This window comes from Candidatus Nanopelagicales bacterium (assembly GCA_018003655.1).
Classification (GTDB): domain Bacteria; phylum Actinomycetota; class Actinomycetes; order S36-B12; family UBA10799; genus JAGNDY01.
Map to the genome: position 1 here is coordinate 1 of JAGNDY010000031.1, position 22,577 is coordinate 22,577.

The following is a 22,577-nucleotide window of genomic DNA, read 5'->3' on the forward strand; positions in this document are numbered from 1 at the left end:
GGAAGTGTCGCGATCGCTTGCAACACGTCGTGCACGTAGTCACGAAGTCGCGTGCGTTTCAGTTGCTGGGCGCCACCGGATCCACCGTGACCCCGTAGCGACAGGGCATAGCTGGAGTACCCGCGCTTGGCCGCTGCTGCCATCCAGTGTTCCTGGTAGCACCACGCACCATGACTGAGGCCGTGCACAAAGAGCAGCGGCGGCTTGGTTGAATCGGACACCTCGTTGGCGAGGATCTCCAGATGGACGGGCTTGCTCGGGTAGGACCATTCCCACGGCCGCAGCACCTTGGGCGCACGCTGACTCATGACGACACCACCTCGACTGGTCCGATGGAATCCAGTAGTTCCTGGATCGCCCCGAGGTATTCCTGGTGGGCAATCTCGTAGTAATGGCGCGTCGAGTCTTTGTATTCGGTGCCGGCTGTGAAGCGCCTGCCTCGCGTCGAGTTGAGCTCGTCATGAAGGGCACGCGCTCGCTTCGGGTTGGTTCGCGCCAGCGCGAGGAATGACGCAATCGCCACCCCCTGCCAATGCGCGATCGCCCACTGTCCGGAGTCCGGTTGGATTAGCCCGCTGAGCCACAGGTTCTCGTTGGTCGGCGATGCCATCTGCAATGCCAACCGGGGTCGACCGTCTTGGGCGTCGAGCGCGGTCAAGTCATCAAGGAACGGGAACGTCACCAGGTAGCCGGTCGCGAACACGACCGCGTCCACGTCGACCCGACTCCCGTCGGCGAACACCGCGCCGGTCTCATCGAAGTGGTCGACGTCAGGTTTGGGCACGATGTCGCCTTGGCCGACGTAGTAGACAAGCTGCTGGTTGACGATCGGGTGCGTTTCAAAGAAGGCATGGTCCGGTTTGCGTAACCCGAAGGCCTCCAGGTCGCCGACCGTCGCGCGCAAGCTTGCCTTGAACACCACCCGTCGCACCGGCAACGGAAGGCGCATCGCCAACAGGGAATCGGCGACTTGATCCGACGGTCGCCCGAGCGCGTACTTGGGGTTGTAGTAGTACCCGCGGCGGGTGGAGTGGAAGGTGGCCGCGGCGTTCTGGGCGCACTCGACGGCAATGTCGCAGCCAGTGTTGCCGGCACCCACAACTAGAACTCGCTTGCCGCGAATCTGATCGGCGCTCTTGTAGTCGGCCGAGTGCAAGATCTCGCCGCCGAAGCCGTCCAGACCGGAGTACTGGGGCATTTTCGGGTTCCAGTTGTGACCGTTGGCGACGACCACCGCGTCGTAGCGCAGGGTCCGCAGCGTTCCGTCGCGGGTTTCGACCGTCAGGTCCCAGCGGCGCTCGCCAGTGCTGGACAGTTCCGCTCCCTCCGCGGGGACGAGGCTGACCACCGACGTGCCAAAGGAGATTCGCTCGCGCAGGCCGAAGTGATCGGCATAGCTGTCGAAGTACGCCTTGACCTGCCGGTGGTTTGGGTAATCCGGGTAGGAGTCCGGCATCGGGAAGTCCGGGAACTGCGTGAATGGCTTGCTTGAGATCAAGTGCACGGACTCGTACACGCGCGAGGTCGGGGCACCGAAGTTCCAGTTACCACCGACTCCGTCGGCCCGCTCGAATCCGTCGGCCGGAATGCCGAGTTGCAAGAGGGCTTTGAGAGCGGACAGCCCGTGGGGTCCGGCGCCGATCACGGCGACCGCGGTACCTCGATCGAGGATGTCGTGCCGTTGCTCGGGGGTGGCCTGTTCCACGCCGACCGGATCGTTCGCTTCGGTCTCGCTGGCGGGGGAGTCAGGGATTGTTTCCGTTGGAGACTGGTTGTCCGTTGCCGTCATGGGGCAACGCTACGCCGCCCGAGCAGGACCTTCGCATTCGGCAACCAATCGTGTGGCGAACGGTCGTCCACGGCGCTACCGTTCCGGTGGGATCGATGATCGCTCCGATCACTAGTCGAATCCCAGACGGTCCAACCCAGCCGTCAGCTTGAATATGCGAGGGGGCTCGTCATGAGTGGAACCACCACGCCGGGGTCGATCGGCGAGGTCGAGGCGGATCCTCCCAAGATCCAGCACAAGCGCAAGTTCCAATTCCCCAGCGCGGTCACGACGCTGGTCCTTGTCACGGTGTTGGTGTGGGTAGCGGCCCTGTTCTTGCCGTCCGGAAAATATGCCACCTCGGCAGATGGTTCGCCGATTCCCGGGACGTTTCAGGAAGTCCCGTCACCCTACGGCTTCGGTGCGATGGTGCAGCAGCTATTCCTGGCACCGATCAACGGCATCTACGGCCTGCTCAATGGCGAGACCGGAGTAGTCGACACCGAGACGGTCGGGCGCATGTTCGGTCAGATCGGCATCATCGTCTTCATCATGGCGATTGGTGCGTTCATCTCGGTGAGCTTTGCGACGAAGGCTCTCGAAGTCGCCGTCGGCAGTCTGGCGCACCGGTTGCGGAGCAAGGGATGGTTGCTGATTGCGGCGGTCATGGTGCTGTTCTCGTTGCTGGGCTCGACCATGGGCTTCTCGGTCGAGACGCTGGGCTTCTACGCACTGTTCATTCCGCTGATGACCGCACTGGGTTACGACCGGCTCGTGACGGCCGCGATGATCATCATCGGTGCCCTGGTCGGGGTCATGGGGGCGACTGTCAACCCGTTCTCGATCGGCGTTGCCGCCGGCGAGGCCGGGACATCAATCGGTGACGGCATTGTCTTGCGGTTGATCCTCTGGGTCCTGTTGACTGCGCTGGCGATCGGCTGGGTGTTGCGTTACGCAGCGAAGGTTCGCAAGAACCCCGAAGCATCGTTGGTCGGATGGGAAGAGCCCGACTCAGACGATGAGTCCGCCACCGACGCTGCGTCCGACGATGTTTCGGCCGAGACCGAAACATCTCTCAGCCGCACCCAGAAATGGGTATTGATCATCACGGGCTTTGCATTCGGCTTGATGATCTTCTCGGTGATCCCATGGTCGAGCATCTTCGGTTCGACCACTGGCCCGGCCAACTACGAATACGCACACGAGGTTGCTGGCGCGCAGCCCTATTGGTTTGAACTCAACTGGTGGTTCCCACAACTCGCGATGTTGTTCCTGGTGGCGTCACTCGTCGTTGGGTTAGTTGCGCGCATGAACGAGAAGGAGATCGTTCGCCTGGTTGCGGCCGGGGCGGCGGACATGATGGGTCCGGCGATGGTGGTGCTGTTGGCCGGTGGTGTCTCGGTGATCATGACCAACACGCAAACGTTGGACACGATTCTGAACTCGATGGAGCAGCTAGTCAGCGGAGTCTCGGCTGGCGCATTTGCTGTCATGACCATTCTGATCAACATTCCGTTGGCGGTGCTCATCCCGTCCAGTTCAGGCCACGGTGCGCTGGCCATGCCGCTGCTGTCACCCTTGGCAGACTTTGCCGGAGTCACCCGCGACACGACGATTACGGCCTGGATCATGGGTCACGGCTTGACCTTGTTGTTCTCGCCAACCAGCGTGGTGCTGGTCGGCGGCTTAGCAATCGCAAAGGTCGGCTACGACAAGTACCTCAGATTCGTCTGGCCCTTGCTGCTGATGCTCTTCGCTACCGCAGCAGTCGTCCTGGCCATTGCTGCCTCGTTGGAGTAGCCCGATCGGTTCGGTCGACTGAGTCCTCGGTCCGAACCGTAACTACGACGCTGGGGCCGAAGGAGGTGTTGGCGGCTCGGTCGGTGCGGGTGGTGGGGTGGGCGTTGTCGCCAGTGGCTTCAGTCCGGCGGCCACCCGCAGGGAGTTCTGCGTTCCGCGCCAGACCGAGGAGTCGGCACCGCCGCGGATACCACTGAACTTCGCGGTGCTCGTGTACTGCCACCACGACCACTGCCAGCCGGGCAACGACGGTTGCCTTCCGTAGCCGGAAAGCCAAAGCCGGTAGCCCTTCTTGGCAAATACCCGAGTGTTGCCGGTGTGCGGCCCCCACCACCAGCCACCGGTGTAGATCACGACGCGCTGCTTTGGCAGGTGGGTCAGGCGGCGAACCTCTTTCGTCCACTTGCGGATCCAGCGAACGGTTCGAGTCTTGCTGGCTCGCGTCGGGCCCTCGGCATCCAGAACGACAAAGTCACCTTTGGCTCTGATGCCGCCGACTCGCTTCATCGTTTGGACGTAGAAGCGGGCATCCCGAACCGGATTCTTCCGGAAATCGGCAAAGTCGTAAGCACCGCGAATGAGACCGGCTTGCCTCATCCCGCGCCAGTTGCTCGCCAGGGTGCGATCGACGTACCGGCCCTGCGTGGCCTTCGTGAAACCGAAACGGACGATCGGCTTGGTGGTGCCGTCGCCGCGCAACTGAGGCGCTACGACGGACTGCCAGTTGACCCAACCCGTCCAAATCGACACGTCGGGGCCGTACACCTTCTCCGGCAGGCCGAGGTTCGGGATGCCGCGCGTCGTCGCTGGCAGACTTCGCCCGGCAGGCGCTGGAGATTTGGCCACCATCGAGATCGGCGGGGCGGGGGGCATAGCAAACATTCACCCGATACTAGCCACTCATTTGCAGTGACCGGCACCAATCAGTCAAGATCCCACGTCACGGAGTGGTCCAAAGGTTCGACCGCACGGGTGGTGTCGAGATGGATCACCGCATCGAATTGGTCGCGTAGGTGTGCGTCGAACCAGTGGCTCTGCTGTTCGGTCTCCGGCCAGTAGACGACACCAATTCCACGTTGTGGGGCTACCTCGGGTAGCCAATCAGCGGCCCGCAGGTCGATGATGAAGTTTTCCTGGGGTAAATCGTGGAAGGTCGCCTCGTAGCCGTCGGCCAACCCTGGCAGCACGCTCATCTGTCGCATCGAACCGCCCCACTCGTTGGCAGCGGTGACCGTCCCCTCGTAGGTGGTGAACCCAACCCGGACGCTGTTGTTCGGCCAGGCGTCCCGCACGAATTGACCGATGGACAGTTGGCCCGTCGCGCCGAGTGCGGTTGCGCGGGCGTCTCCCACGTGGGAGTTGTGCCCCCACACGACGACCTTCGTCTCACCGAGACGTTGGTCAAGGAACTCGACCAAGGCGGTGAGGGTCTCGCTCATCTGCTGGTCGCGCAGATTCCACGCGGCTACACCGCCCAGGTAGATCTGCCGGTAATACTGCTCTGCCTGTTCCTTGATCTGCGCGCTGCGTTCGGCATAGAAGTGCTTGCTCACCGAATCCCACTCGTCATTCATGATTGCTGTGGCCATCATGTTCTGGCTGGCCTTCAGTTGAGCGACGATCTCGTTCTCGCAGGCAACGTTGAGTTGAAATGCCACGGCTTTGCCGTACTGCTCTGGCACTCCACCGGCGTGGTCGCAGCACCCGTACCGTGATCGGGCAGCGGTCGCGGCCTTCGAGTCCACGTCGCCCAGATACGAGAGCACATCTGCCATCGAGCGATGCGCGTTGAACAGGTCCAGGCTGTAGAAGGTGGCCTTGGTGGCGGGCGAGGATTGTGAATCATTGCGTGCCCGTAGCCATTCGGTGAATGCCGCCATGTCGGCGTTGCGCCACAACCAGTTGGGGAACCGAGCGAATCCGTCGAGGGCCTCAGTGGCACTTTGATCGTGCGTCTGGCCCAGCGCGTAGCGACCCAAGCGGTAGGTGTCGGGCCAGTCGGCAACCAGGCCAATCGCGGTGAAGCCCCGCTCGTCGATCAGCCGCTGGGTGATTCGCGCGCGCTCTCGCTGGAACTCGTGTGTGCCGTGTGAGCTTCCACCGAGTAGCACGACGCGCGCGTCACCGATTTGATCAAGTAGGTCGTCATAGTCATCTGCGGCACCGCTGAGCTCTCGCAGTCCGGGCAGCTTGCTGGCGACCAAGGATTGAGTTGTCATCCCGGCACCTCCTCAAGGTAGATGCCCTTCATTCTCGCGCTGGCACGCACTCCGGAACAAGGGTCTTTGGACCTCACTTGCGACTAAAGACCCTTCCGCCGAGCCAGTCAGGCTTGGCAGGCTGGAACTGCCGGGTTGAGACGAACGTGACGGCGAGGTGAGAACGATGACTGGCCAGGGCATCGACGTTGAGGAAGTGCAACGTCGCGGAACGGTGGTGGTGGGCGTAGATGGATCTGAGCCGAGCATCCTGGCTCTGTGGTGGGCCGTTGAACAGGCCGAGGTGCGCGACTGCGTGATCCACGCCGTGCGCGTCTGGCAGTCGCCCTTCGGTATTGGTATCCCGCCGCCAACCCGCTCGTCCCTACCCAAATGGGGCACGAGTCACTGGGGCGCGTCGGTGCTGCTGGAGTTGCGCGACACGGTTGGGCAAGCGTTGCCACACCGCCCCGACGGTTTGCGGATCAGCACCGTCGAGGGCAATCCCGCCGCGAGCCTCCTGCGGGTATGCGCCGATGACGATGCAGAGTTGTTGGTGGTCGGTCATCGGGGTCTCGGCGGGTTCGCGCAGATGCTGGTGGGCTCGGTCAGTGAGCAGTGCTTCCTGCACGCCCAGTGCCCGGTCGTGGTGATCCGCGGTTGACGTAGGCGCACCACCGGGCAGGGGGGCCTGCCGAAACGACCTTGCGTGGATCTTGATCTCGTGCAAGCCTGCCTTACACCGGCCGTCGCATTCTGGAGGTGTCGAACGTGCCCGATTCGATTGACCTCTACCGAGTGCTCGCTGAAAACGCCACCGACGTTGTCTCGCTGGTAAACCCCGACGGAACGTTCGCCTGGGTATCGCCGTCGGTGGAGGACCTGCTCGGTTGGCGACCGCAGGATTTGATCGGTCACGAGGCCGTCACGTTCATGCACGACGATGATCAGGCCGTCGGCCGCGAGACCCGCGCGAAGCTGTCCGCCGGTGAGCGGGTGACCCAAGAGGTGCGCATCCGACGATCGGATGGGTCGTATCGCTGGGTGTCGGCGATGGGCAAGCAACTGTGCGACGAGGACGGCAATCCGGTCGGCCGCACGTGGGGCTGGCGCGATATCGAAACTGAGGTCCAAGCCCGCCAGGACTTGGCCGCGTCGCGGGAGAAGTACCGGTTGCTCGCCGAAAACGCCGCTGACCTGGTGTGGCAGAGCAACATCGAGGGCGTCATCCGGTGGGTATCCCCGTCGGTCGAGTCCGTCCTTGGTTGGAAGCCCAACCAGATGGTCGGCCATCAGTCGTTGGAGTTCGTCGATCTGCCGGATCACGACGAAGTTCTCCGACGGCGGGCACAGGTCGCGCACGGCCGAACCGTTACGCATCATCAGGGCCGATACCGCTGCGCGGACGGGACCTTCCGCTGGATGTCCACCCAGGCGCGCCCGGTCAAGGATCCGAGCGGTCAGGTCATGGGCTTCGTCGTGGGGTTGCGTGATGTCCACGACCAAGTGCTCGCCCAGGAGGCACTGAGCCGCAGTGAACGGAAGTTCCGGCTGGCTCTCGACGGTGCTCCCCAAGGCATGGCGCTGGTCAACCTCGGTCGCCAATTCACCACCGTTAATGACGCGCTATGTCGGATGCTCGGACGTGATCGCGAGTGGCTCCTCGAGCGAACCGTCGGGGATTTGATGAGTCCGGAGGATTCCGAACTCGACCTCATGCTCCGCGATCGTTTGCTCGCTGGCGGGGCGGACAACAGCACCCGGGAGGTTGAGTTACTGCGACCGAACGGCGAGCCACTGTGGATCACCCACTCGACGAGTCTGCTGCGCGACGAGGATGGGATACCGCTGTTCTACGTGTCGCAATACCAAGACATCACTGAGGCGCGGCGGGTTAAATCGCAACTCATTTACCGAGCCGGACATGACCAGCTCACGGGACTGCTCAACCGCAACGAGTTCATGACGGAAATTGACCGCCACCTGGGCAGGGACGCCCGGACGGGTAACCAGATTGCAGTGTTGTTCTGCGATGTCGACCAGTTCAAGACCATCAATGACTCATTGGGCCACAGAGCAGGCGACACCGTGCTCGTTGCCATTGCTGAACGGATCAGATCCACCCTTCGCTCAGACGACGTGCTCGGTCGCCTGGGTGGAGACGAGTTTGTCGTGCTGCTCTACGGCGTGGACCAACCGGAGGACGCTGTACTCACTGCCGAGAAGATTCGCGCAGCGGTCAAACCGGGGGTCGAGGTCGAAGGCGTGGTGGAGCCCATCCTCGCGACTCTCAGCATCGGGATTTGGGTGGGAGATCGCAGTGAAGACATCGACGTCATGATGGCCACCGCCGATCGCGCCCTATACCGCGCCAAGGGCGCTGGTCGAGATCGGGTCGTGCTCGACGGCGAACCGATGCGCGCGCGGGCCGACATCTCGAATCCGTCGGGGCTGCCAACTCAGCGCTAGCTACCCCGGTGCTCGCCCGACGCCGCTACGGTTGCTCGAAGACCTGTCGCCGTCGATTGGATGCATCCTCGTGACTCGAACGATTCACCGCCATGGGCTGGTCGCGACCGTCACTGGTGCTGGTCCCCCGCTGCTGCTGATCCACGGGTTGGGTAGTTCTCGAGCCGTTTGGCACCCGGTGGCCGCGGAGCTGGCCCAGGACTTCACAACCATTGCCGTCGATCTGCCCGGTCACGGTGAATCCGATTGGCCGTCGCCGGCACCCAAGGAATTCTCGCCAGCTGAGCACGCGCAAGCGGTCAAGCCGTTGATCGATGAGTTTGGTGGGTCGGTCCACGTAGCGGGCAATTCGATGGGCGGTTGGGTCGGCCTTGAGATTGCCGCGAACGGATGGGCGGCATCGGTGACCGGACTGTGTTCGGCGGGTTTGGAGATCGAACCCTGGACGAGCCGCAGCGATGAGCTCGTCTTGCGCAGACGCCTGTCGCGGTTGCTCGGGCCGGCGTTGGCGCCCGCAACCGGTTTGGTTGCCAAGACCCCGGCACTGCGTTCAATCATCATGAAGGACGCTACGGCGGACTTCGGGAGCCTGGACCTCAGCGTGCTGGTTGATGCCGCTGAAGCCATGCGCGATGCGCGCGGCTTCTACCCAAGCCACGATGCGTTGCTGAACCACCTGTTCACCCGTTCCGAGGAGATCGGACCGGATATTCCGGTGACCGTCGTGTGGGGAGTTCAGGACACGCTGCTTCCGCCGGGCAGGCAGCGCCGGTCGGCGCCACCGGAGCACGCCGGATGGATCGTGCTCGATCATTGCGCGCACGTTCCGATGTGGGATCAACCCGAGCGAACAGTTGAGATCATCAAGGCAACTGCGGGCGTGGCCTGAGCCTGCTTGATGTTGGGGGATACCCGGAACCGCCGGGCGCCGATCAGCGTGCCCGTACCGTTCCCAAACCACCGTCAACGCCCAGCACCTGACCGGTAATCCAGCCGTTGGCTGGGTCGAGCAGGAAGTAGATCGCGGCGGCCACGTCGTCGGGTTGGCCGATCTTGCCAAGCGCATGCATTCCGACCGACGCCGCCAGCGATGCAGCAGACGACCAGATTCGCTCGGTCATCGGAGTCTCGACCAATCCAGGGGCAACGGCATTCACCCGAACACCGCGCGGACCGTAGGTCGAAGCTGCGGACAGGGTCAGCCCAATGACACCGGCTTTGGCCGCCGCGATGGCATCGTGATTGGCCAGACCGGTTCTGGCCGCCGCCGACGAGACAAGCACGACGGCACCCCCTTGTTCAGCCCGACTCATGACCTTGGCGGCCGCGCGGAGAACTGCAAAAGCACTGGTGAGGTTGACCTCGATGACTCTCTGCCAATCCTCGGCGCTCGTGGTGTGAGCCGGTTTCAGCAGCAGCGAACCGACCATGTTGGCAACGCCGTCGATGCGGCCGAAGTCAGCGACGGTCTCGCTGACGGCAGCCTCCACTGATCCGAACTCGGTGCAATCGGCGAGCACCGTCCGGGCGACAACTCCAGTTGATCCCAGTTCCGACAGCTTCTGCTCGTCGCGCCCGACGGCGATGACCTGCGCCCCGCCAGCCGCCAGCCGCGTACACAACGCCGCACCGCTTGCGCCAGTGGCACCGAAGACAACCTGAACCGAATCCTGCATGGTGATCCAATCGTGGGCGGGGTCGTTGCGCTCAATGTAAACCGACGGGATGGGCTCAGGCCTGCGCGCCCGCCCGCTGGACTTGGCACTCGCCGCGGACCAGGCTCGGCACCGCCGCCGGTACCGCTGTCGGCAGGGTCAATGTTCGCCGCCGCGGGATCGACGCCACGAGTTGTTTGACGCTATTGGTCAAGGGGACGTCCAGGAACCGATAGGTGAATCCGGCAATGGTGAGCGTCGTGGCGACGATCGCGACACTGCGTCGTAGATCCCCGTGACCACCCAGTAATTGCATGATGGGCACGTGGATGAGGAAGATCCCCAGCGACCGCTGACCGATCCACACCAGCGGCGCGAGCGTCAGGGCGCGGCCGGCGCGTGGATTGACCCAAAGTGCGGCCGTGAGCAGGCAGACGGCCGACGCGACCACGACCTGACCCCAGCGAGTCATATACGGACCGGAGTCGAACGGCACCCGAGAGAACATCAACGCTGTTGCGATTGTCGTGGTGATGATGATTGGGCGCGAACGCCGTTTGAGCCATGACCGCAGCGCTTGGTTGGAGATCGCCACAGCGCCAGCGCAGCCGAGCAGGATCGCCGCGCCGCGGGTGTCAGAACCGTAGGAGACCCGGGACAGTTCCGGGCCGAGGGCCAGCGCCAGGTAGGCCGACCATGCGAACCCGGTGATCGCGGCGGCGAGCGCCAGCCAGCCCAACGCGCGGCGGCCCACCGTTGCCATCACGACGGCGAATACCACCGGCCAGATGAGGTAGAACTGCCACTCCAATCCGAGCGACCAACTTGGAACGAGTTCGTACGGTGGGTCAACCCCGTGGATGAGTTCGACATTGATGGTCTGCGACCACAGTCGCGGAAGCGCGGCCAGCATGTCTACGAGAGCGACAGAGTCGGCCTTCCACCATCCCTTGGTTGCCGCGGCTGAACTCAGGATGCTCAGCCCCGTCACGACGAGCAAGGTGGGAACGAACCGGGCGACCCGGGAACTGTAGAAATCGGTGAGGCTGATTCGACCGGCCGAGTCATGCCGCTTGAGCAGCACGGCCGTTACCAGGAAGCCAGAGAGGGCGAAGAACGCGATAGCACGGCCCTGGCCGCCAGCGAGCAACCCGGTGATCTCCAAGTGACCGGCGATGACGAGCAACACCAGGATCGCTCGCAGGCCATCGAGCGGGCTCGGTTTGCGGCCTGCGGCAGGGGCCACCTCGGTGGCTGTGCCGACCTGGACTGACGTTGTCATTCCTGACGAGGTTAGTTCGACTGCGGACAGGACCTGGTTCTGACCCCGAATCCTGGGCGCCGCGTGTCGTGATCTGGCAGTTGACTCCGAATCCCTGGGGTACCCTCGCCACGTGGGGACAGCGGATCCGCCCCTGCCAAATGCGCTCCGATTCACGATCCCTCTAACAGCCTTGAGGAACTATGAAGCTCTCCATCTTGATGCCGGTCTACAACGAGGCCGACACAGTCCAGACGATGATTGATCGGGTCCGCAAGGTGGCATTCCCTTGCGAGGTCGAACTCGTGATCGTCGACGATGCGAGCACCGACGGCACTGCGGCAATTCTGGACGCGCTGGACGGCGATGACATCACCTTGCTTCGGCATCCACACAACCGTGGAAAGGGTGGTGCGATCCGCACCGCTGTCGCGGCTGCCTCGGGTGACTTCCTGGTGCCCTGCGACGCGGATCTGGAGTACCGGCCCGAAGAGATCCCGGACTTGTTGGCGCCGGTTATCGCCGGTGAGGCACAGGTCGTGTATGGCAACCGATCGTTTGGCAGCCACTCGTCCTACTCGTTCTGGTACGTAATGGGTAACCGTGGGGTCACTACCGCCGCGAACGTGTTGTTCAACTCGTACATCGGTGACCTTGAGACCTGCATGAAGTTGATGCCGACCGACCTGTACCGCTCCCTGGAGATCGAATCCGAGGGCTTTGGCATGGAGGCTGAGATTACCGGCAAACTGCTGGCGCAGGGGATTCGTCCCTACGAGGTGCCCATCAGCTACCAAGCGCGCAGCCGCGAGGAAGGCAAGAAGATCACCTGGAAGGACGGGGTTGAGGCGATCTGGATTCTGGGTCGAATCCGTACCCAGTCCGGGATAGCAAAACGCAAGCAGCGTCGCGCGTCCGAACGTGCATCGAAGGTCTCGGCGAAGTGATCGGTGAGGCAACCCGAACTCTGGTCACCGGCGGATCGGGTTTCCTCGGGTCACATTTGTGTGATCGACTGCTCGAGGCTGGCAACGAGGTGCTGTGCGTCGACAACTTCTACTCCTCAACCCGTAGCAACGTTGAGCATCTCCTCGACCACCCACGCTTTGAACTCATGCGTCATGACGTGACATTTCCGCTCTACGTCGAGGTCGATGAGATCTACAACCTCGCGTGCCCGGCGTCACCAGTCCACTATCAGCGCGACCCCGTCCAGACCACCAAGGTAAGCGTCATCGGTGCAATCAACATGCTGGGTTTGTCGAAGCGGACCAAAGCCAAGATTTTGCAGGCATCGACGTCTGAGGTGTACGGCGATCCGCATGTTCACCCGCAGCCGGAGAGCTACTGGGGCAACGTGAATCCCATCGGGTTGCGCTCCTGCTACGACGAAGGCAAGCGTGCGGCCGAGACGCTGTTCTTTGACTACCGGCGCCAGCACAGCCTGGACATCAAAGTGGTGCGGATCTTCAATACCTACGGTCCGAGAATGCATCCGCAGGACGGACGGGTGGTCTCCAACTTCATCGTGTCCGCCCTGGCCGGCAAGCCGCTGACGATCTACGGCGATGGAACTCAAACGCGGTCGTTCTGCTACGTCGATGACCTGATCGACGGGTTCGTCCGGATGATGGCCGCCCCCAGCGATGTGACTGGACCAATCAACTTGGGCAACCCGAACGAGTTCACCATGAACCAACTCGCTGAGCAGGTACTGCGGCTGACAGGCTCCTCGTCGACCATCGAGTACCTGCCCCTACCCTCCGACGATCCGACCCAACGCAAGCCGGTGATCACCAAGGCCGAGGAAATCCTCGGGTGGGAGCCGAAGGTGGAATTGGCCGAGGGTCTCAAAGAGACCATCGAGTGGTTCAGTCGCTGAGCCTGATCCATGCCTACTGATTCCACTTCCACCACCGCCACCGATCGCTGGTGGGTTGTTGGCGCGGCTGCGAGCGGAATCGTGGCCACCCTCTATCTGTACCGCGACTTCTTCTTCACGGGGTTCGCCCGACTCCAGGGTGAGCCCGCCGATGGCGTACTCACGCTCGCTATCTCGCGGCACTGGCCGCTGCTTGGCACTTCCGGTCGCTCGTGGAACGACCTTGGAACCTTCTACCCCACACCGAACACCCTGGGGTACTCAGACACGTTCTTCCTCAACGGTCTCCTTGAGTTCCCGCTCAAGCTGATCGGCGTCAACTCGATCATGTGGTTGCAGATCACATTGATCGTCTTCACGCTGGTGGGCTATGGGTGTGCCGTTGCACTGCTGCGGGTCGGCCCCCGGATGCCGTGGTTTCTAGCAATCACGATCTCGGTTGTGGCGCTGTTCGGCAACGGCATCTACATCGCGTCGAAGCATCCCCAGCTAGTCGCCTTCCAGCTGCTACCGGTGGTCGCCCTGTTGGCGCTCATCGCGTACCGAGGGAAGTCGAGATGGACCCAGTGGCTGGTCGGGATCGCTGCGGGGCTGCTGCTCGGCCTCGCGACCTACTCAGCGTTCTACGTCGGTTTCTTTGCCTTGATGACCGTCGGAATCGTGCTGCCTGTTCTGGCGGTGCTGATCTTGATCGGCCCCAACGGTAAGCGCGGCCTGCTGCCCTACCTGCGCGTCGCGCCCGGACTGATCGTCGGATTCGTCCTGTCGATGGGTCTGTTCATCTATACCTACGGACCGATCATCGCCTTGGGTTTGGCACGGCCGGTTTCGGTGCTGGAGGAGCAGGCATTCGGAATCAAGGGCTTGTTCAATGTCGGTGCCGGCAACGTCTTGTGGGGGCCGTTGTTTGGCGTCGACACCATCCACGACGGCTATGGCGAGGCGCCGATGGCGCCAACACCGCTGCTACTCGTGCTCAGTTTCGTGCTGTTGGTCTGGGGTCTGTGGCGCTTGCGCCAACTCTCAACGTGGGGCTACCTCGGTATCGCCTGTCTGATCGCCGGATTCGTGCTTTGGGTGTCGCCGATCAAGTACGGGTCGTTCTTCCCGTGGGCAGACACCGTCTACAAGCTGCCCGGTGGTTCTGCGCTCAGGGCGATCGGCCGGGTGGACGTCATGGCGTCGATGGTGCTGGCACTGGGTATCGCACTGCTGTTCGCGGTCTGGTGGCAACGTCGACCGAGGATCACAGTTCCGATCGCTGTCCTCACTTCAGTGATGCTCGTGCTGTTGGTTGCCGAACAGATCAATACAACGACGGAGCAGCGGGTCGAGGTGTCAATGTTGCAGCAGTTGCAGGCACTGCCGACACCCCCGGCCGAGTGCAGATCCTTCTTGCTGACCAGCACCCTCGAGCCACCGCAGGGCCGCTCGGGGTTTCTCGCCGCAACGACCCAGGCGGTCTTTGTCTCGCAGGAAGTGCGACTACCCACCTGGAACGGTTATCCAGGCTTTCCCGCGGGTTGGAACATGAGGTACGTGGGCCGCCCTGAGTACAAGCAGAATGCCGAGGAATGGGGCAAGCGTTACGGGCTGCTGGACAGCGCCTGCGGGCTCGACCTGGCCGGCCGTTCCTGGCTTAGCCCCGCAGAGTTCAGCGCCTACCTGTCGCAGTAGAACCGGCACCAGCTGTCAGCGGGATCGTGGTTTCGCCAGGTTGCCCGTGCTGCGGCAATTCGAGACGGAGTCCGTCGGAGAGACAGCGGGCCGATCTGGTACTAGCCTGAATTCGTGTTGCGCATGTGGCGAGGAATGTCTTTTTCAGTCACCGTTGTCATGGTCGCGGCGGTGTTGTCCATCGTCGCTCCCGTGACCAGCCACGCTGTGAACCCCACCCCGGATGTTGCGAAGGAGCTACACGGACTCAGCACGCCAACGGGAGTGGCCGTCGCACCCAATGGCGATGTCTATGTGACCAACCTCGATCTGGGTACGGTCTCGGTCTTTGAACCTGGCTCGACAACGCCCAACGCGGCTAAAGAAGTCGGTAGTCCGGCAAGTCTGTCCTATCCCGAGGGCCTGGCGTTTGATTCGGCCGGAGACTTGTTCGTGGCGAACCTTGATCCGAACCCCGGCGGCGGATTCATCCAGGTGTTTGACCTCAGTGTGGATCGAGTGAATCCCGCGAGGACGATCACAGGCGTGGACCATGTCGCGGGAATCGCTTTCGATTCCACTGACCATCTATACGCCGCACAACTGATCGACTCGAGTTTCTCGCCTGGGACAAATGTCTGGGTGATTGATCCTGGTGCATCGGCACCCAACCTCTCCAAGACACTGACTGTGACGCTCGGTGAGCCCGGGGTCGCTGGCGTCGCGATCGATTCCACCGGTCATGTGTTCGTCGGCAACCTCGGTAACCCCTTGAGCCCGCCAACCGATGGCACCACCGTGCAAGTGTTTGACCCGGGCAGCACCACGCCCAACCCGAGCAAAACCCTCACCGGATTGGATGGCCCCGCCGGGATCGCCTTCGACGCCGGCGGCAATGTTTACGTTGGGAATCTCGGGGCCAACCAAACCGGCACCACCGTGTCGGTTTTCGATCGTGGATCCACTACCGCGAACCCCAGCAAGACCTTGACCGGTCTGACCACGCCTGCGCTGATGGCGTTCAACCAGGTAACTGGCTACCTGTATGTCGCAAACAACGCCTCCTCTCCCGGCGCAGTTTCGGTCTTCGGCATCCCCGGCCCACTGGCGTTCACCCCTGCCCCCGTCCTCTTCAAAGCCGTGCCCTCCGGTTCCCACTCGAATGTGACGGTCACCGTGACCAACACCGGAACGGCGGCCGTCACGCCCAGTGCGATCACCGCAACCGGGAAAGGCATTTCGGTCACCAGCGGCAATCCAGGGACCTGTTCAACCGGCGTCGCGATCGCCGCGGAAAGCGGAACCTGCACCGTGAAGCTCACTTGGAGCCCGACCAAGGCCGCGCCGGTGAGCGGCGCCTTGACCATCGCCTACCCCTTCGGAAGCAGGCCGTCGGACAGGGTCGCTCTGACCGTTAGGAGGAAAGCGCAGACCCCGTTGAATCGGTGCGTCACCCCAGGCGCCACCGCAAGATCGATCCCCAGGCGAGGCACCAAGACGTTGATGAAGCCCGGCTGTCGCACAAACGCTGGCCAGAAGGTCGGCGTGCGCGCCGTCAGAGCCACCCCACGTGTCGCCACCCGTGGCGACCTTCGCTACTACGAGTTCTTCTGCAAGAAGAGCAACGGCAAGATCACAAGAACCACTGAAACAAGCTACGGCGACCAGGCGCGGTACTGCCGGAAGGGCAGCCTCAGAATCAGGACTTTCGGGTACAAGCTGAAACTCGCACTTGTTTGGTCTGCTCCAGCCACTGGCGGCTACAAGGCCTACACCAAGACCAAAAAGTTCAGGGTCTAGGGCGACGAAGACTCACAATTTCAGTCGAACCTCGTGGATGCCGTGATCCTCTGCCCCGGGCTGGGGTACCTCCGGTCAGCGCGGGGCTAGAGTCAGAACATGGCAGATCACAACGCGTCTGAACCGAATCCGGGCACCACGGCAGGCCTCGCTCAGTGGCACGCGGTCGTCAAGAGCCGCGACCCCGTCCAACTCGATGACCTGCTCTCCGACGATGTGGTTTTCACTTCCCCCATCGTGCACACGCCGCAGGTCGGCAAGGGCCTCACCACGATGTACCTGACCGGCGCGATGCACGTCCTGGGCAATGACTCCTTCACCTACGTGCGTGAGGTTGTCGATGGGCCCAACGCGGTGCTCGAATTCGAAACCGTCGTCGATGGGATCACGGTCAACGGAGTTGACATGATTCGCTTCAATGAAGCTGGCCAGATCGTCGACTTCAAGGTGATGCTGCGGCCCATGAAGGCGATCAATCTGGTCGGTCAGAAGATGGCCGCGATGCTTGAGGCACTTCGGTAGGGCCGACTGTCGTCCCCCATTTGGTTCACGGGATGACCTGCCACCGATGTTTGGCTACGCCCTGGTCGATTCGTTGACCTGGAAGGGCGCAAGGTGGTCGGCCAACACCTCGGCCCATGGAGTTGGCTCGATGCCGAGCTCCGTGCGCGTCACTGAGTCATCGATGACGAATGGTTCGTTGAATTGGTAGTAAGTCTCCTTGAGCTCCCGGACCATGGGCGAGAACAGTCCGGCGGCAGCCAGCACCCCGCTCGACATTCCCTTCACCGGCACCATCCGGACGCCGAGCGCTGCAGCCATGGCCGCAATTGCATCGCGCTGCGTCAGTGGCGGGTTCGTGGGGACATGCCAGGCTCGGCCCCACGCTTTCTCGTTGGAGCCGATCTCAACCAGAGTGCGAGCCATGTCGCGCGTGTAGGTCCAGGAGTGAGGTTGGTCAGGGCTGCCAATGACCCGCACTCCTTTTCCGGCCAACAGTCGGGGGACGACCCGGTCGCCGAGGTGGCTTTGGGCACCTGCTCCCAGGTAGTCCGACCCGCGCGCTTCCGTTGCGCGGATCGTGCCGGCCTGGTGCAGTGCCAGGGCGTCGTGCCACATCCGGGCGCGGATCTGTGACTTGGTGCCAGTCGCCGACAGTGGCAGGTCGACGGTTATCGGACCGTCCACTGGGCCGTAGCCGTACAAGTTGGAGCAGGTGACCAGTACCGCACCAGTCGCTGCCGCAGTTTCAGTCAGGGACTTGGCCAATGGCGGCCAATCTTGCGGCCAAGACGTATACGGCGGGTTAGCGCAGTTGTAGAGGGCGACTGCGTCTCGGGTCAGCTCAATCAGCTGCCCGGTATCGGCGGCATCCGCGGCCGTCCGGTTCACAGACTCGACCCGGGGGCCCGTCCCTGAGCGTGTCACCACGGTGACTGCATGACCGGCAGCGGCGAGGAGTTCCGCCGTTGCCGTTCCGATCGGTCCTGCCCCAACGATTACGTGCTTACTCATCTTCATCACCTTCTGATCGATTCCGTCACCCAAAGAGAGAGCGGTGCTCACATAACATCGCACCGCTCGCGATAATTGTCAAGAGCGGTGCTCGCATTTGTTGCCGGCGCTCTCCTGTTGCGTGATAATCGGATCCGCAAGGTTTGCTTCGATGAGTTGGGGCGCAATGATTGGCAGACAATGACCGGAAGGTGGACAGGCGGCTTGGACGTGCGGCGCGGAACGCGCAGGCAGATCTCCCCGGCAGGGAAGGTGGCTCGTTGATGGTGAGCACTGGTGGGACGGCAGGGTCGATTCGCGCCGCCAATCGCGAACGGATCACCGAAGCCATCCTGCAGGCGGCTCGGGCGCAGTTGGCAGAGCGAGGCGCATCGGCGATTTCGCTGCGGGCAATCGCTCGGCAACTGGGGATGTCGTCCTCGGCGGTATATCGGTATTTTCCGAGCCGTGACGAACTCCTCACGGTGCTCATCATCGATGCGTATGACTCGCTCGGGGCATTTGTGGAGCGCGCCGAGAAGAAGGTTCCGCGTTCGGACATCGCCGGACGCTTCCGGGCGATCTGTCGCGCGGTGCGTAGCTGGGCGCTCGACAACGAACACGAGTACTTCCTGATCTATGGCTCGCCCGTTCCGGGCTACAAGGCGCCAACGGACACAATCGCGCCCGCAACTCGAGTAGCAACGCTGCTGCTGACGCTGCTCGCCGAGGCAGCCGGTGGCTCTGCTGCGACGAGGCTGGAGGACGAGGTCCGGGGCGCCGCAGAGTCACCGAGCAAGGACGTCACGGCTGACTCGCCGACCGCCCTCGAACGCCAACTCAGTGTGACTGGCCGTCCCGTTCGCGACCCGCTACCCGCAGCCGTCGTGGCCGCAGTCGCTCCCATGCGGGCGCGACTGTCCGCCGCGATCAGTGACGCCCAAGTAGTGGCCGCCCTCAACATGTTCTCTGGCCTGTTCGGCACGATCTCGTTCGAACTCAGCGGTCAGTTGCACAACGTGGTCAAAGAAGGGAAGGCCGCCCGCAGCGCGTACTTCGACGCGCTGATCGACAGCTGGCTGAGTCAGGTTGGTCTGGAGCAATGAGCACCGACGTCCAGCCGTGGTGGAAGCCGCAACCCCGAGCGCCCGGCGTGCGAGTGCTCACCGGCTACCAACGCAAATGGTTGCGGGGCGACATCATCGGCGGGTTCACCGTCGCGGCCTACTTGATTCCACAGGTGATGGCCTACGCGACCATCGCTGGACTGGATCCGGTCGCTGGTCTCTGGGCGATCCTGCCCGCCATGGTCTTGTACGCGTTCCTTGGAACGTCGCGGTTGATGTCGGTGGGCCCGGAGTCGACCACCGCGTTGATGACGGCTGCCGCGATCGGACCGATCGCCTACGGCGACCCGGGACGGTACGCGCTGCTCGCGAGCGCATTGGCGCTGGCGACCGGACTGATCTGCTTGCTCTTTTGGTTGGTAAAGCTCGGCTTCATCGCGGACTTGTTGTCGCTACCGATCCTCGTCGGCTACATGGCCGGTATTGCCGTCATCATGATCGCTGGGCAATTGGACAAGTTGACCGGTGTCGCAGTCACGGGTGACAACTTCGTTGACCAGATCCGGTCATTCATTGAGAACATCTCAGCGGTCCACACCCCAACAGTCGTTCTGGCGGCAGGCATGCTGACGTTCCTCCTCGTCGGACAGCACTTCTTGCCGCGACTGCCGATCCCGTTGCTTGCTGTGCTGCTCGCGACGGCGGTCACGTTTTTCTTCGGCTTACAAGACGTCGGCATCAAGGTTGTCGGTAGCGTGCCCAGCGGCCTGCCTAACCTGGTAATGCCCAACCTGCACGACATCTGGCTGGTCGTCCTGCCGGCATTCGGCGTGGTGCTCGTCGGCTACACCGACAACATGTTGACCGCCCGAGCCTTCGTGTCTCCCGAACATGACCCGGTTGACGCGAACCAGGAACTCCTCGCCTTGGGCGTGAGCAACGTCGGCGCTGGAATCGTGCAGGGGTTCCCGGTGAGTTCCAGTGCGAGTCGGACAGCAATCGGACAGGCTGCTGGCACAAACTCGCAGATCTACTCGTTGGTCGCCGGCGCAGTGGTCGTCGCTACGTTGCTGTTCCTCGGGCCAGTGCTTGGGAACTTCCCGACGGCGGCACTTGGTGCGATCGTCGTTTTCGCCGCGCTCCGACTTATCGATCTGGCTGGGTTCCGTCGAATCGCCAACTTCCGGATCGCGGAGCTGCTGCTCGCGCTGGCGGCGTTGGCCGGTGTGCTGGTCTTCGGAATCCTCAACGGTGTCATCCTCGCCGTGGCACTGTCGGTCGCTGACATGTTGTTCCGGGTAGCCCGCCCGCACAGCGCTGTGCTCGGCACCGTCGAAGGTCTGGCAGGCATGCACGACGTGGGCGATTTCCCTAGCGTTGTGACCGAACCCGGCCTCGTTGTCTTCCGGTACGACTCACCACTGTTCTTTGCCAACGCGGAGGACTTCCACCGCAAGGTGATGGAGGCAGTGGACGGTGTCGACAAACCGGTCTATTGGTTCCTGTTGAATATGGAAGCAAACGTCGAGGTTGATATCACCGGATTGGACGCCATGGAGGCCGTCCGACGGGAGCTCACCGACGAAGGCATCGTGGTGGCCCTGGCCCGCGTCAAACACGAACTGTTGCAGGACCTCGACTCATTTGGCCTGGTTGAAGCGATCGGAGTCGATCACATCTTTCCGACGATGCCCACCGCACTGCAAGGCTTCCGAGATTGGCGATCTGACCACGGCGGACCGCTCGGATAGCCTTGAGGTCGCACCGGCATCACCGCATGCTGATGCCGAACCGACAAGTCCAGAAACAAGCCAGACCGAACCCCGGCAAAAATCGAACGGAAGGAGTCCTTGATGATCCTTCCCTTCGGTTCGGCTCGCGACGCCGTCACCAGACACATCACCAGCACGATGCACCCCGACGGCTTCCACGGTGAGCGGGTGACTGACTCCTTCTTCGAGGGTTGGTACGTCAAGCTCATCAGTGCTGACCGCACGCATCGTTGGGCGGTGATCCCCGGGATCTTCCTCGACCCGCAGGGCGAGCCCGACGTCTTCATCCAGGTACTCAATGGCGCCACCGGTCAGAGTTGGTACCACCAATTCGACCGCGCTGATTTCAGTGCCGCCACCGATCGTTTTGACATCACGATCGGCGCGAATCGCTTCACCGAGTCCGGCATCGAACTCGACCTGCCGAGCTTGCGCGGGGCAGTGTCGTTCCCCGATCCGTTTGTGCCGTGGCCAGTGACTGTGACCTCTCCCGGGATCATGGGTTGGTACGGCTGGGTTCCGACGATGGAGTGCTACCACGGGCTCTGCTCGTTCGATCACGGTCTGGCCGGCGAACTTGTCGCCGAACGCACTGCGATGGACTTCTCGGGTGGTCGCGGTTACATCGAAAAGGACTGGGGCCAGGGGTTTCCCGCGGGATACGTCTGGATGCAAACCAACCATTTCTCGACGGTAGGTACCTCGTTGTCGGCCTCAATTGCGCTGATTCCATGGCGAGGCAACGAGTTCCGCGGCTTCATCGTCGGACTTCATCACCGTGGCCGGCTGATCAAATTCGCGACCCATACCGGTGCCAAGACCCGCACGCTGACGATCGATGACGAACACGTTCGGTGGACGCTGACCAATCGCGCCGGGCTGCATCTGACACTCGAGGCGGATCGACCGGCAGGTGGCCTACTCCACGCTCCCATTCGAACCGAAATGCACCGACGAGTCGAGGAAACGCTGGACGCGACGGTCCGAGTACGCCTGACCGACCGTCGAGGCAAAGTGCTGATGGAGGACGTTGGGGTGTGCGCGGGTTTGGAAGTTCATGGCGACCTTGACCGCCTCATCGAATCCAGCTGACGCTGCGCTCTTGCAGTGGTTTGCTGTGCTCTTGCAACAGGGCGCCACTCACCCAGGGTCGGACACCAGCACTTGGCCGCCAGCGATGTCGAAGGTGACCGAGCGACTGGTGAACAGGGGTAGCCCGGTGTTCACTGCATTGCCTGCGTTGATCTTTCCTACCACCACCTGATCGCGCCCAGGCGTTGTGCCCGCGGACAGCGACCAGACCGGGTTCGCACCGGACGACGTGAACATCGTCAACCGGGTTCCACCCGGGGCAGAGCCCTCACCAGGTGCCCCCGGAATGCGTGTGGATGCGAGTACCCGAGGCGATCCGGTGTCAAACGAGGTTGGTGCGCAGGCCGGAGCCGCAGTGCCGAAGGACCAGCATGCGGCCGCCGAGTTGCTGTCCCACGCTGGCAAGCCGTTCGGCAGTGGACCATCCTGCGAAGGCGGTAACGGATACGCACCGGTTGGCGCGGTCGGGGAGACATTGAACGCCAACCTTGCTGACGTCTGGGACGGATTGATTCGAATCCCGAAGCTTCGGGCCGGTCCGCCTTCCAACTGCACAAGCGGGCTGTAGACCGGCGCTTTCATCAGACCAATGCCGAGGATGCCAGCGAAGCCCTGTTGCCGGGCGAACGTGGCAAGCCCGTCCGAACCCGCGCAGTGGGGTGA

20 protein-coding genes are annotated in these 22,577 nt (G+C 62.7%); 12 read left to right on the top strand and 8 right to left on the bottom strand.

Annotation, left to right across the window (positions count from 1 at the left end; genetic code table 11):
• Together KAZ48_06095 and KAZ48_06100 are read right to left on the bottom strand one after the other, a co-directional pair.
• Positions 1 to 308 (bottom strand): alpha/beta fold hydrolase (locus KAZ48_06095; protein ID MBP7972352.1); only part of this gene is annotated, 308 nt, incomplete at its 3' end.
• Positions 305 to 1,789, bottom strand: a complete 1,485-nt coding sequence (locus tag KAZ48_06100; GenBank protein MBP7972353.1) for an NAD(P)-binding domain-containing protein — start codon at positions 1,787 to 1,789, stop codon at positions 305 to 307. The genes KAZ48_06095 and KAZ48_06100, both read right to left, overlap by 4 nt.
• Before the next feature lie 171 nt (positions 1,790 to 1,960).
• On the opposite strand from KAZ48_06100, the gene KAZ48_06105 reads away from it, so the two are divergent.
• Entirely contained in the window at positions 1,961 to 3,568 is a 1,608-nt protein-coding gene (locus tag KAZ48_06105; protein ID MBP7972354.1) for a YfcC family protein, read from the top strand.
• Between the two features lie 42 nt (positions 3,569 to 3,610).
• Here KAZ48_06105 and KAZ48_06110 read toward each other — a convergent pair whose 3' ends face one another.
• The gene (locus tag KAZ48_06110) at positions 3,611 to 4,450 is read right to left on the bottom strand and encodes a glycoside hydrolase family 25 protein (protein ID MBP7972355.1); all 840 of its coding nucleotides are present in this window, start codon (positions 4,448 to 4,450) and stop codon (positions 3,611 to 3,613) included.
• 41 nt (positions 4,451 to 4,491) lie between these two features.
• The gene (locus tag KAZ48_06115) at positions 4,492 to 5,787 is read right to left on the bottom strand and encodes an erythromycin esterase family protein (protein MBP7972356.1); all 1,296 of its coding nucleotides are present in this window, start codon (positions 5,785 to 5,787) and stop codon (positions 4,492 to 4,494) included.
• Between the two features lie 166 nt (positions 5,788 to 5,953).
• Between KAZ48_06115 and KAZ48_06120 the strand changes: the two genes are divergently transcribed.
• From KAZ48_06120 to KAZ48_06130, 3 genes are all read left to right on the top strand, one after another.
• Positions 5,954 to 6,430, top strand: a complete 477-nt coding sequence (locus KAZ48_06120; GenBank protein MBP7972357.1) for a universal stress protein — start codon at positions 5,954 to 5,956, stop codon at positions 6,428 to 6,430.
• 107 nt (positions 6,431 to 6,537) lie between these two features.
• A complete protein-coding gene (locus KAZ48_06125) occupies positions 6,538 to 8,235 on the top strand; it encodes a PAS domain S-box protein (GenBank protein ID MBP7972358.1) in 1,698 nt (565 codons plus the stop codon).
• Between the two features lie 70 nt (positions 8,236 to 8,305).
• Complete coding sequence (locus KAZ48_06130) at positions 8,306 to 9,124, top strand: alpha/beta fold hydrolase (protein MBP7972359.1); 819 nt, start codon at positions 8,306 to 8,308, stop codon at positions 9,122 to 9,124.
• A 43-nt stretch (positions 9,125 to 9,167) separates the two neighbouring features.
• Here the strand turns inward: KAZ48_06130 and KAZ48_06135 are convergent, their stop codons facing one another.
• Both KAZ48_06135 and KAZ48_06140 read right to left on the bottom strand, forming a co-directional pair.
• Entirely contained in the window at positions 9,168 to 9,911 is a 744-nt protein-coding gene (locus KAZ48_06135) for an SDR family oxidoreductase (GenBank protein ID MBP7972360.1), read from the bottom strand.
• 55 nt (positions 9,912 to 9,966) lie between these two features.
• Positions 9,967 to 11,172 carry an acyltransferase gene (locus tag KAZ48_06140; protein ID MBP7972361.1) on the bottom strand — a complete coding sequence of 402 codons (1,206 nt, stop codon included), beginning with the start codon at positions 11,170 to 11,172 and terminating at the stop codon, positions 9,967 to 9,969.
• Between the two features lie 182 nt (positions 11,173 to 11,354).
• On the opposite strand from KAZ48_06140, the gene KAZ48_06145 reads away from it, so the two are divergent.
• From KAZ48_06145 to KAZ48_06165, 5 genes are all read left to right on the top strand, one after another.
• The gene (locus KAZ48_06145; GenBank protein ID MBP7972362.1) at positions 11,355 to 12,098 is read left to right on the top strand and encodes a glycosyltransferase family 2 protein; all 744 of its coding nucleotides are present in this window, start codon (positions 11,355 to 11,357) and stop codon (positions 12,096 to 12,098) included.
• Entirely contained in the window at positions 12,098 to 13,033 is a 936-nt protein-coding gene (locus KAZ48_06150) for an SDR family oxidoreductase (GenBank protein MBP7972363.1), read from the top strand. The genes KAZ48_06145 and KAZ48_06150 overlap by 1 nt, the downstream gene beginning before the upstream one ends.
• 9 nt (positions 13,034 to 13,042) lie before the next feature.
• Positions 13,043 to 14,710, top strand: coding sequence for a hypothetical protein (locus KAZ48_06155; GenBank protein MBP7972364.1), 1,668 nt, complete (start codon positions 13,043 to 13,045; stop codon positions 14,708 to 14,710).
• Positions 14,711 to 14,845: 135 nt separating this feature from the next.
• Complete coding sequence (locus KAZ48_06160; protein MBP7972365.1) at positions 14,846 to 16,489, top strand: NHL repeat-containing protein; 1,644 nt, start codon at positions 14,846 to 14,848, stop codon at positions 16,487 to 16,489.
• A gap of 99 nt (positions 16,490 to 16,588) precedes the next feature.
• Positions 16,589 to 17,011 (top strand): nuclear transport factor 2 family protein, encoded by a 423-nt coding sequence (locus KAZ48_06165; protein ID MBP7972366.1) that lies wholly within the window; start codon positions 16,589 to 16,591, stop codon positions 17,009 to 17,011.
• A gap of 54 nt (positions 17,012 to 17,065) precedes the next feature.
• Here KAZ48_06165 and KAZ48_06170 read toward each other — a convergent pair whose 3' ends face one another.
• Complete coding sequence (locus tag KAZ48_06170) at positions 17,066 to 18,004, bottom strand: NAD-dependent epimerase/dehydratase family protein (GenBank protein MBP7972367.1); 939 nt, start codon at positions 18,002 to 18,004, stop codon at positions 17,066 to 17,068.
• 263 nt (positions 18,005 to 18,267) lie between these two features.
• Here KAZ48_06170 and KAZ48_06175 point away from each other — a divergent pair, with 263 nt between their 5' ends.
• From KAZ48_06175 to KAZ48_06185, 3 genes are all read left to right on the top strand, one after another.
• Positions 18,268 to 19,089 (top strand): WHG domain-containing protein, encoded by an 822-nt coding sequence (locus KAZ48_06175; protein MBP7972368.1) that lies wholly within the window; start codon positions 18,268 to 18,270, stop codon positions 19,087 to 19,089.
• Positions 19,086 to 20,801: a sulfate permease gene (gene sulP, locus KAZ48_06180; protein MBP7972369.1), complete on the top strand. Its 1,716-nt coding sequence runs from the start codon at positions 19,086 to 19,088 to the stop codon at positions 20,799 to 20,801. Before KAZ48_06175 ends, sulP begins: the two co-directional genes overlap by 4 nt.
• 102 nt (positions 20,802 to 20,903) lie before the next feature.
• Positions 20,904 to 21,914, top strand: coding sequence for a hypothetical protein (locus KAZ48_06185; GenBank protein MBP7972370.1), 1,011 nt, complete (start codon positions 20,904 to 20,906; stop codon positions 21,912 to 21,914).
• 48 nt (positions 21,915 to 21,962) lie between these two features.
• Here the strand turns inward: KAZ48_06185 and KAZ48_06190 are convergent.
• Positions 21,963 to 22,577: hypothetical protein (locus KAZ48_06190; GenBank protein MBP7972371.1), on the bottom strand; the 615-nt coding region annotated here is incomplete at its 5' end.

What these genes read in the sequence shown, in the direction of transcription:
- KAZ48_06110 (MBP7972355.1), bottom strand. Translation starts at nt 4,450, where the DNA reads ATGTTTGCTATGCCCCCCGCCCCGCCGATCTCGATGGTGGCCAAATCT.
- KAZ48_06160 (MBP7972365.1), top strand. Translation starts at nt 14,846, where the DNA reads ATGTCTTTTTCAGTCACCGTTGTCATGGTCGCGGCGGTGTTGTCCATC.
- KAZ48_06175 (MBP7972368.1), top strand. Translation starts at nt 18,268, where the DNA reads ATGGTGAGCACTGGTGGGACGGCAGGGTCGATTCGCGCCGCCAATCGC.
- KAZ48_06120 (MBP7972357.1), top strand. Translation starts at nt 5,954, where the DNA reads ATGACTGGCCAGGGCATCGACGTTGAGGAAGTGCAACGTCGCGGAACG.
- KAZ48_06105 (MBP7972354.1), top strand. Translation starts at nt 1,961, where the DNA reads ATGAGTGGAACCACCACGCCGGGGTCGATCGGCGAGGTCGAGGCGGAT.
- KAZ48_06165 (MBP7972366.1), top strand. Translation starts at nt 16,589, where the DNA reads ATGGCAGATCACAACGCGTCTGAACCGAATCCGGGCACCACGGCAGGC.
- KAZ48_06170 (MBP7972367.1), bottom strand. Translation starts at nt 18,004, where the DNA reads ATGAGTAAGCACGTAATCGTTGGGGCAGGACCGATCGGAACGGCAACG.
- KAZ48_06145 (MBP7972362.1), top strand. Translation starts at nt 11,355, where the DNA reads ATGAAGCTCTCCATCTTGATGCCGGTCTACAACGAGGCCGACACAGTC.
- KAZ48_06155 (MBP7972364.1), top strand. Translation starts at nt 13,043, where the DNA reads ATGCCTACTGATTCCACTTCCACCACCGCCACCGATCGCTGGTGGGTT.
- KAZ48_06100 (MBP7972353.1), bottom strand. Translation starts at nt 1,789, where the DNA reads ATGACGGCAACGGACAACCAGTCTCCAACGGAAACAATCCCTGACTCC.
- KAZ48_06140 (MBP7972361.1), bottom strand. Translation starts at nt 11,172, where the DNA reads ATGACAACGTCAGTCCAGGTCGGCACAGCCACCGAGGTGGCCCCTGCC.
- KAZ48_06185 (MBP7972370.1), top strand. Translation starts at nt 20,904, where the DNA reads ATGATCCTTCCCTTCGGTTCGGCTCGCGACGCCGTCACCAGACACATC.
- KAZ48_06135 (MBP7972360.1), bottom strand. Translation starts at nt 9,911, where the DNA reads ATGCAGGATTCGGTTCAGGTTGTCTTCGGTGCCACTGGCGCAAGCGGT.
- sulP (MBP7972369.1), top strand. Translation starts at nt 19,086, where the DNA reads ATGAGCACCGACGTCCAGCCGTGGTGGAAGCCGCAACCCCGAGCGCCC.
- KAZ48_06115 (MBP7972356.1), bottom strand. Translation starts at nt 5,787, where the DNA reads ATGACAACTCAATCCTTGGTCGCCAGCAAGCTGCCCGGACTGCGAGAG.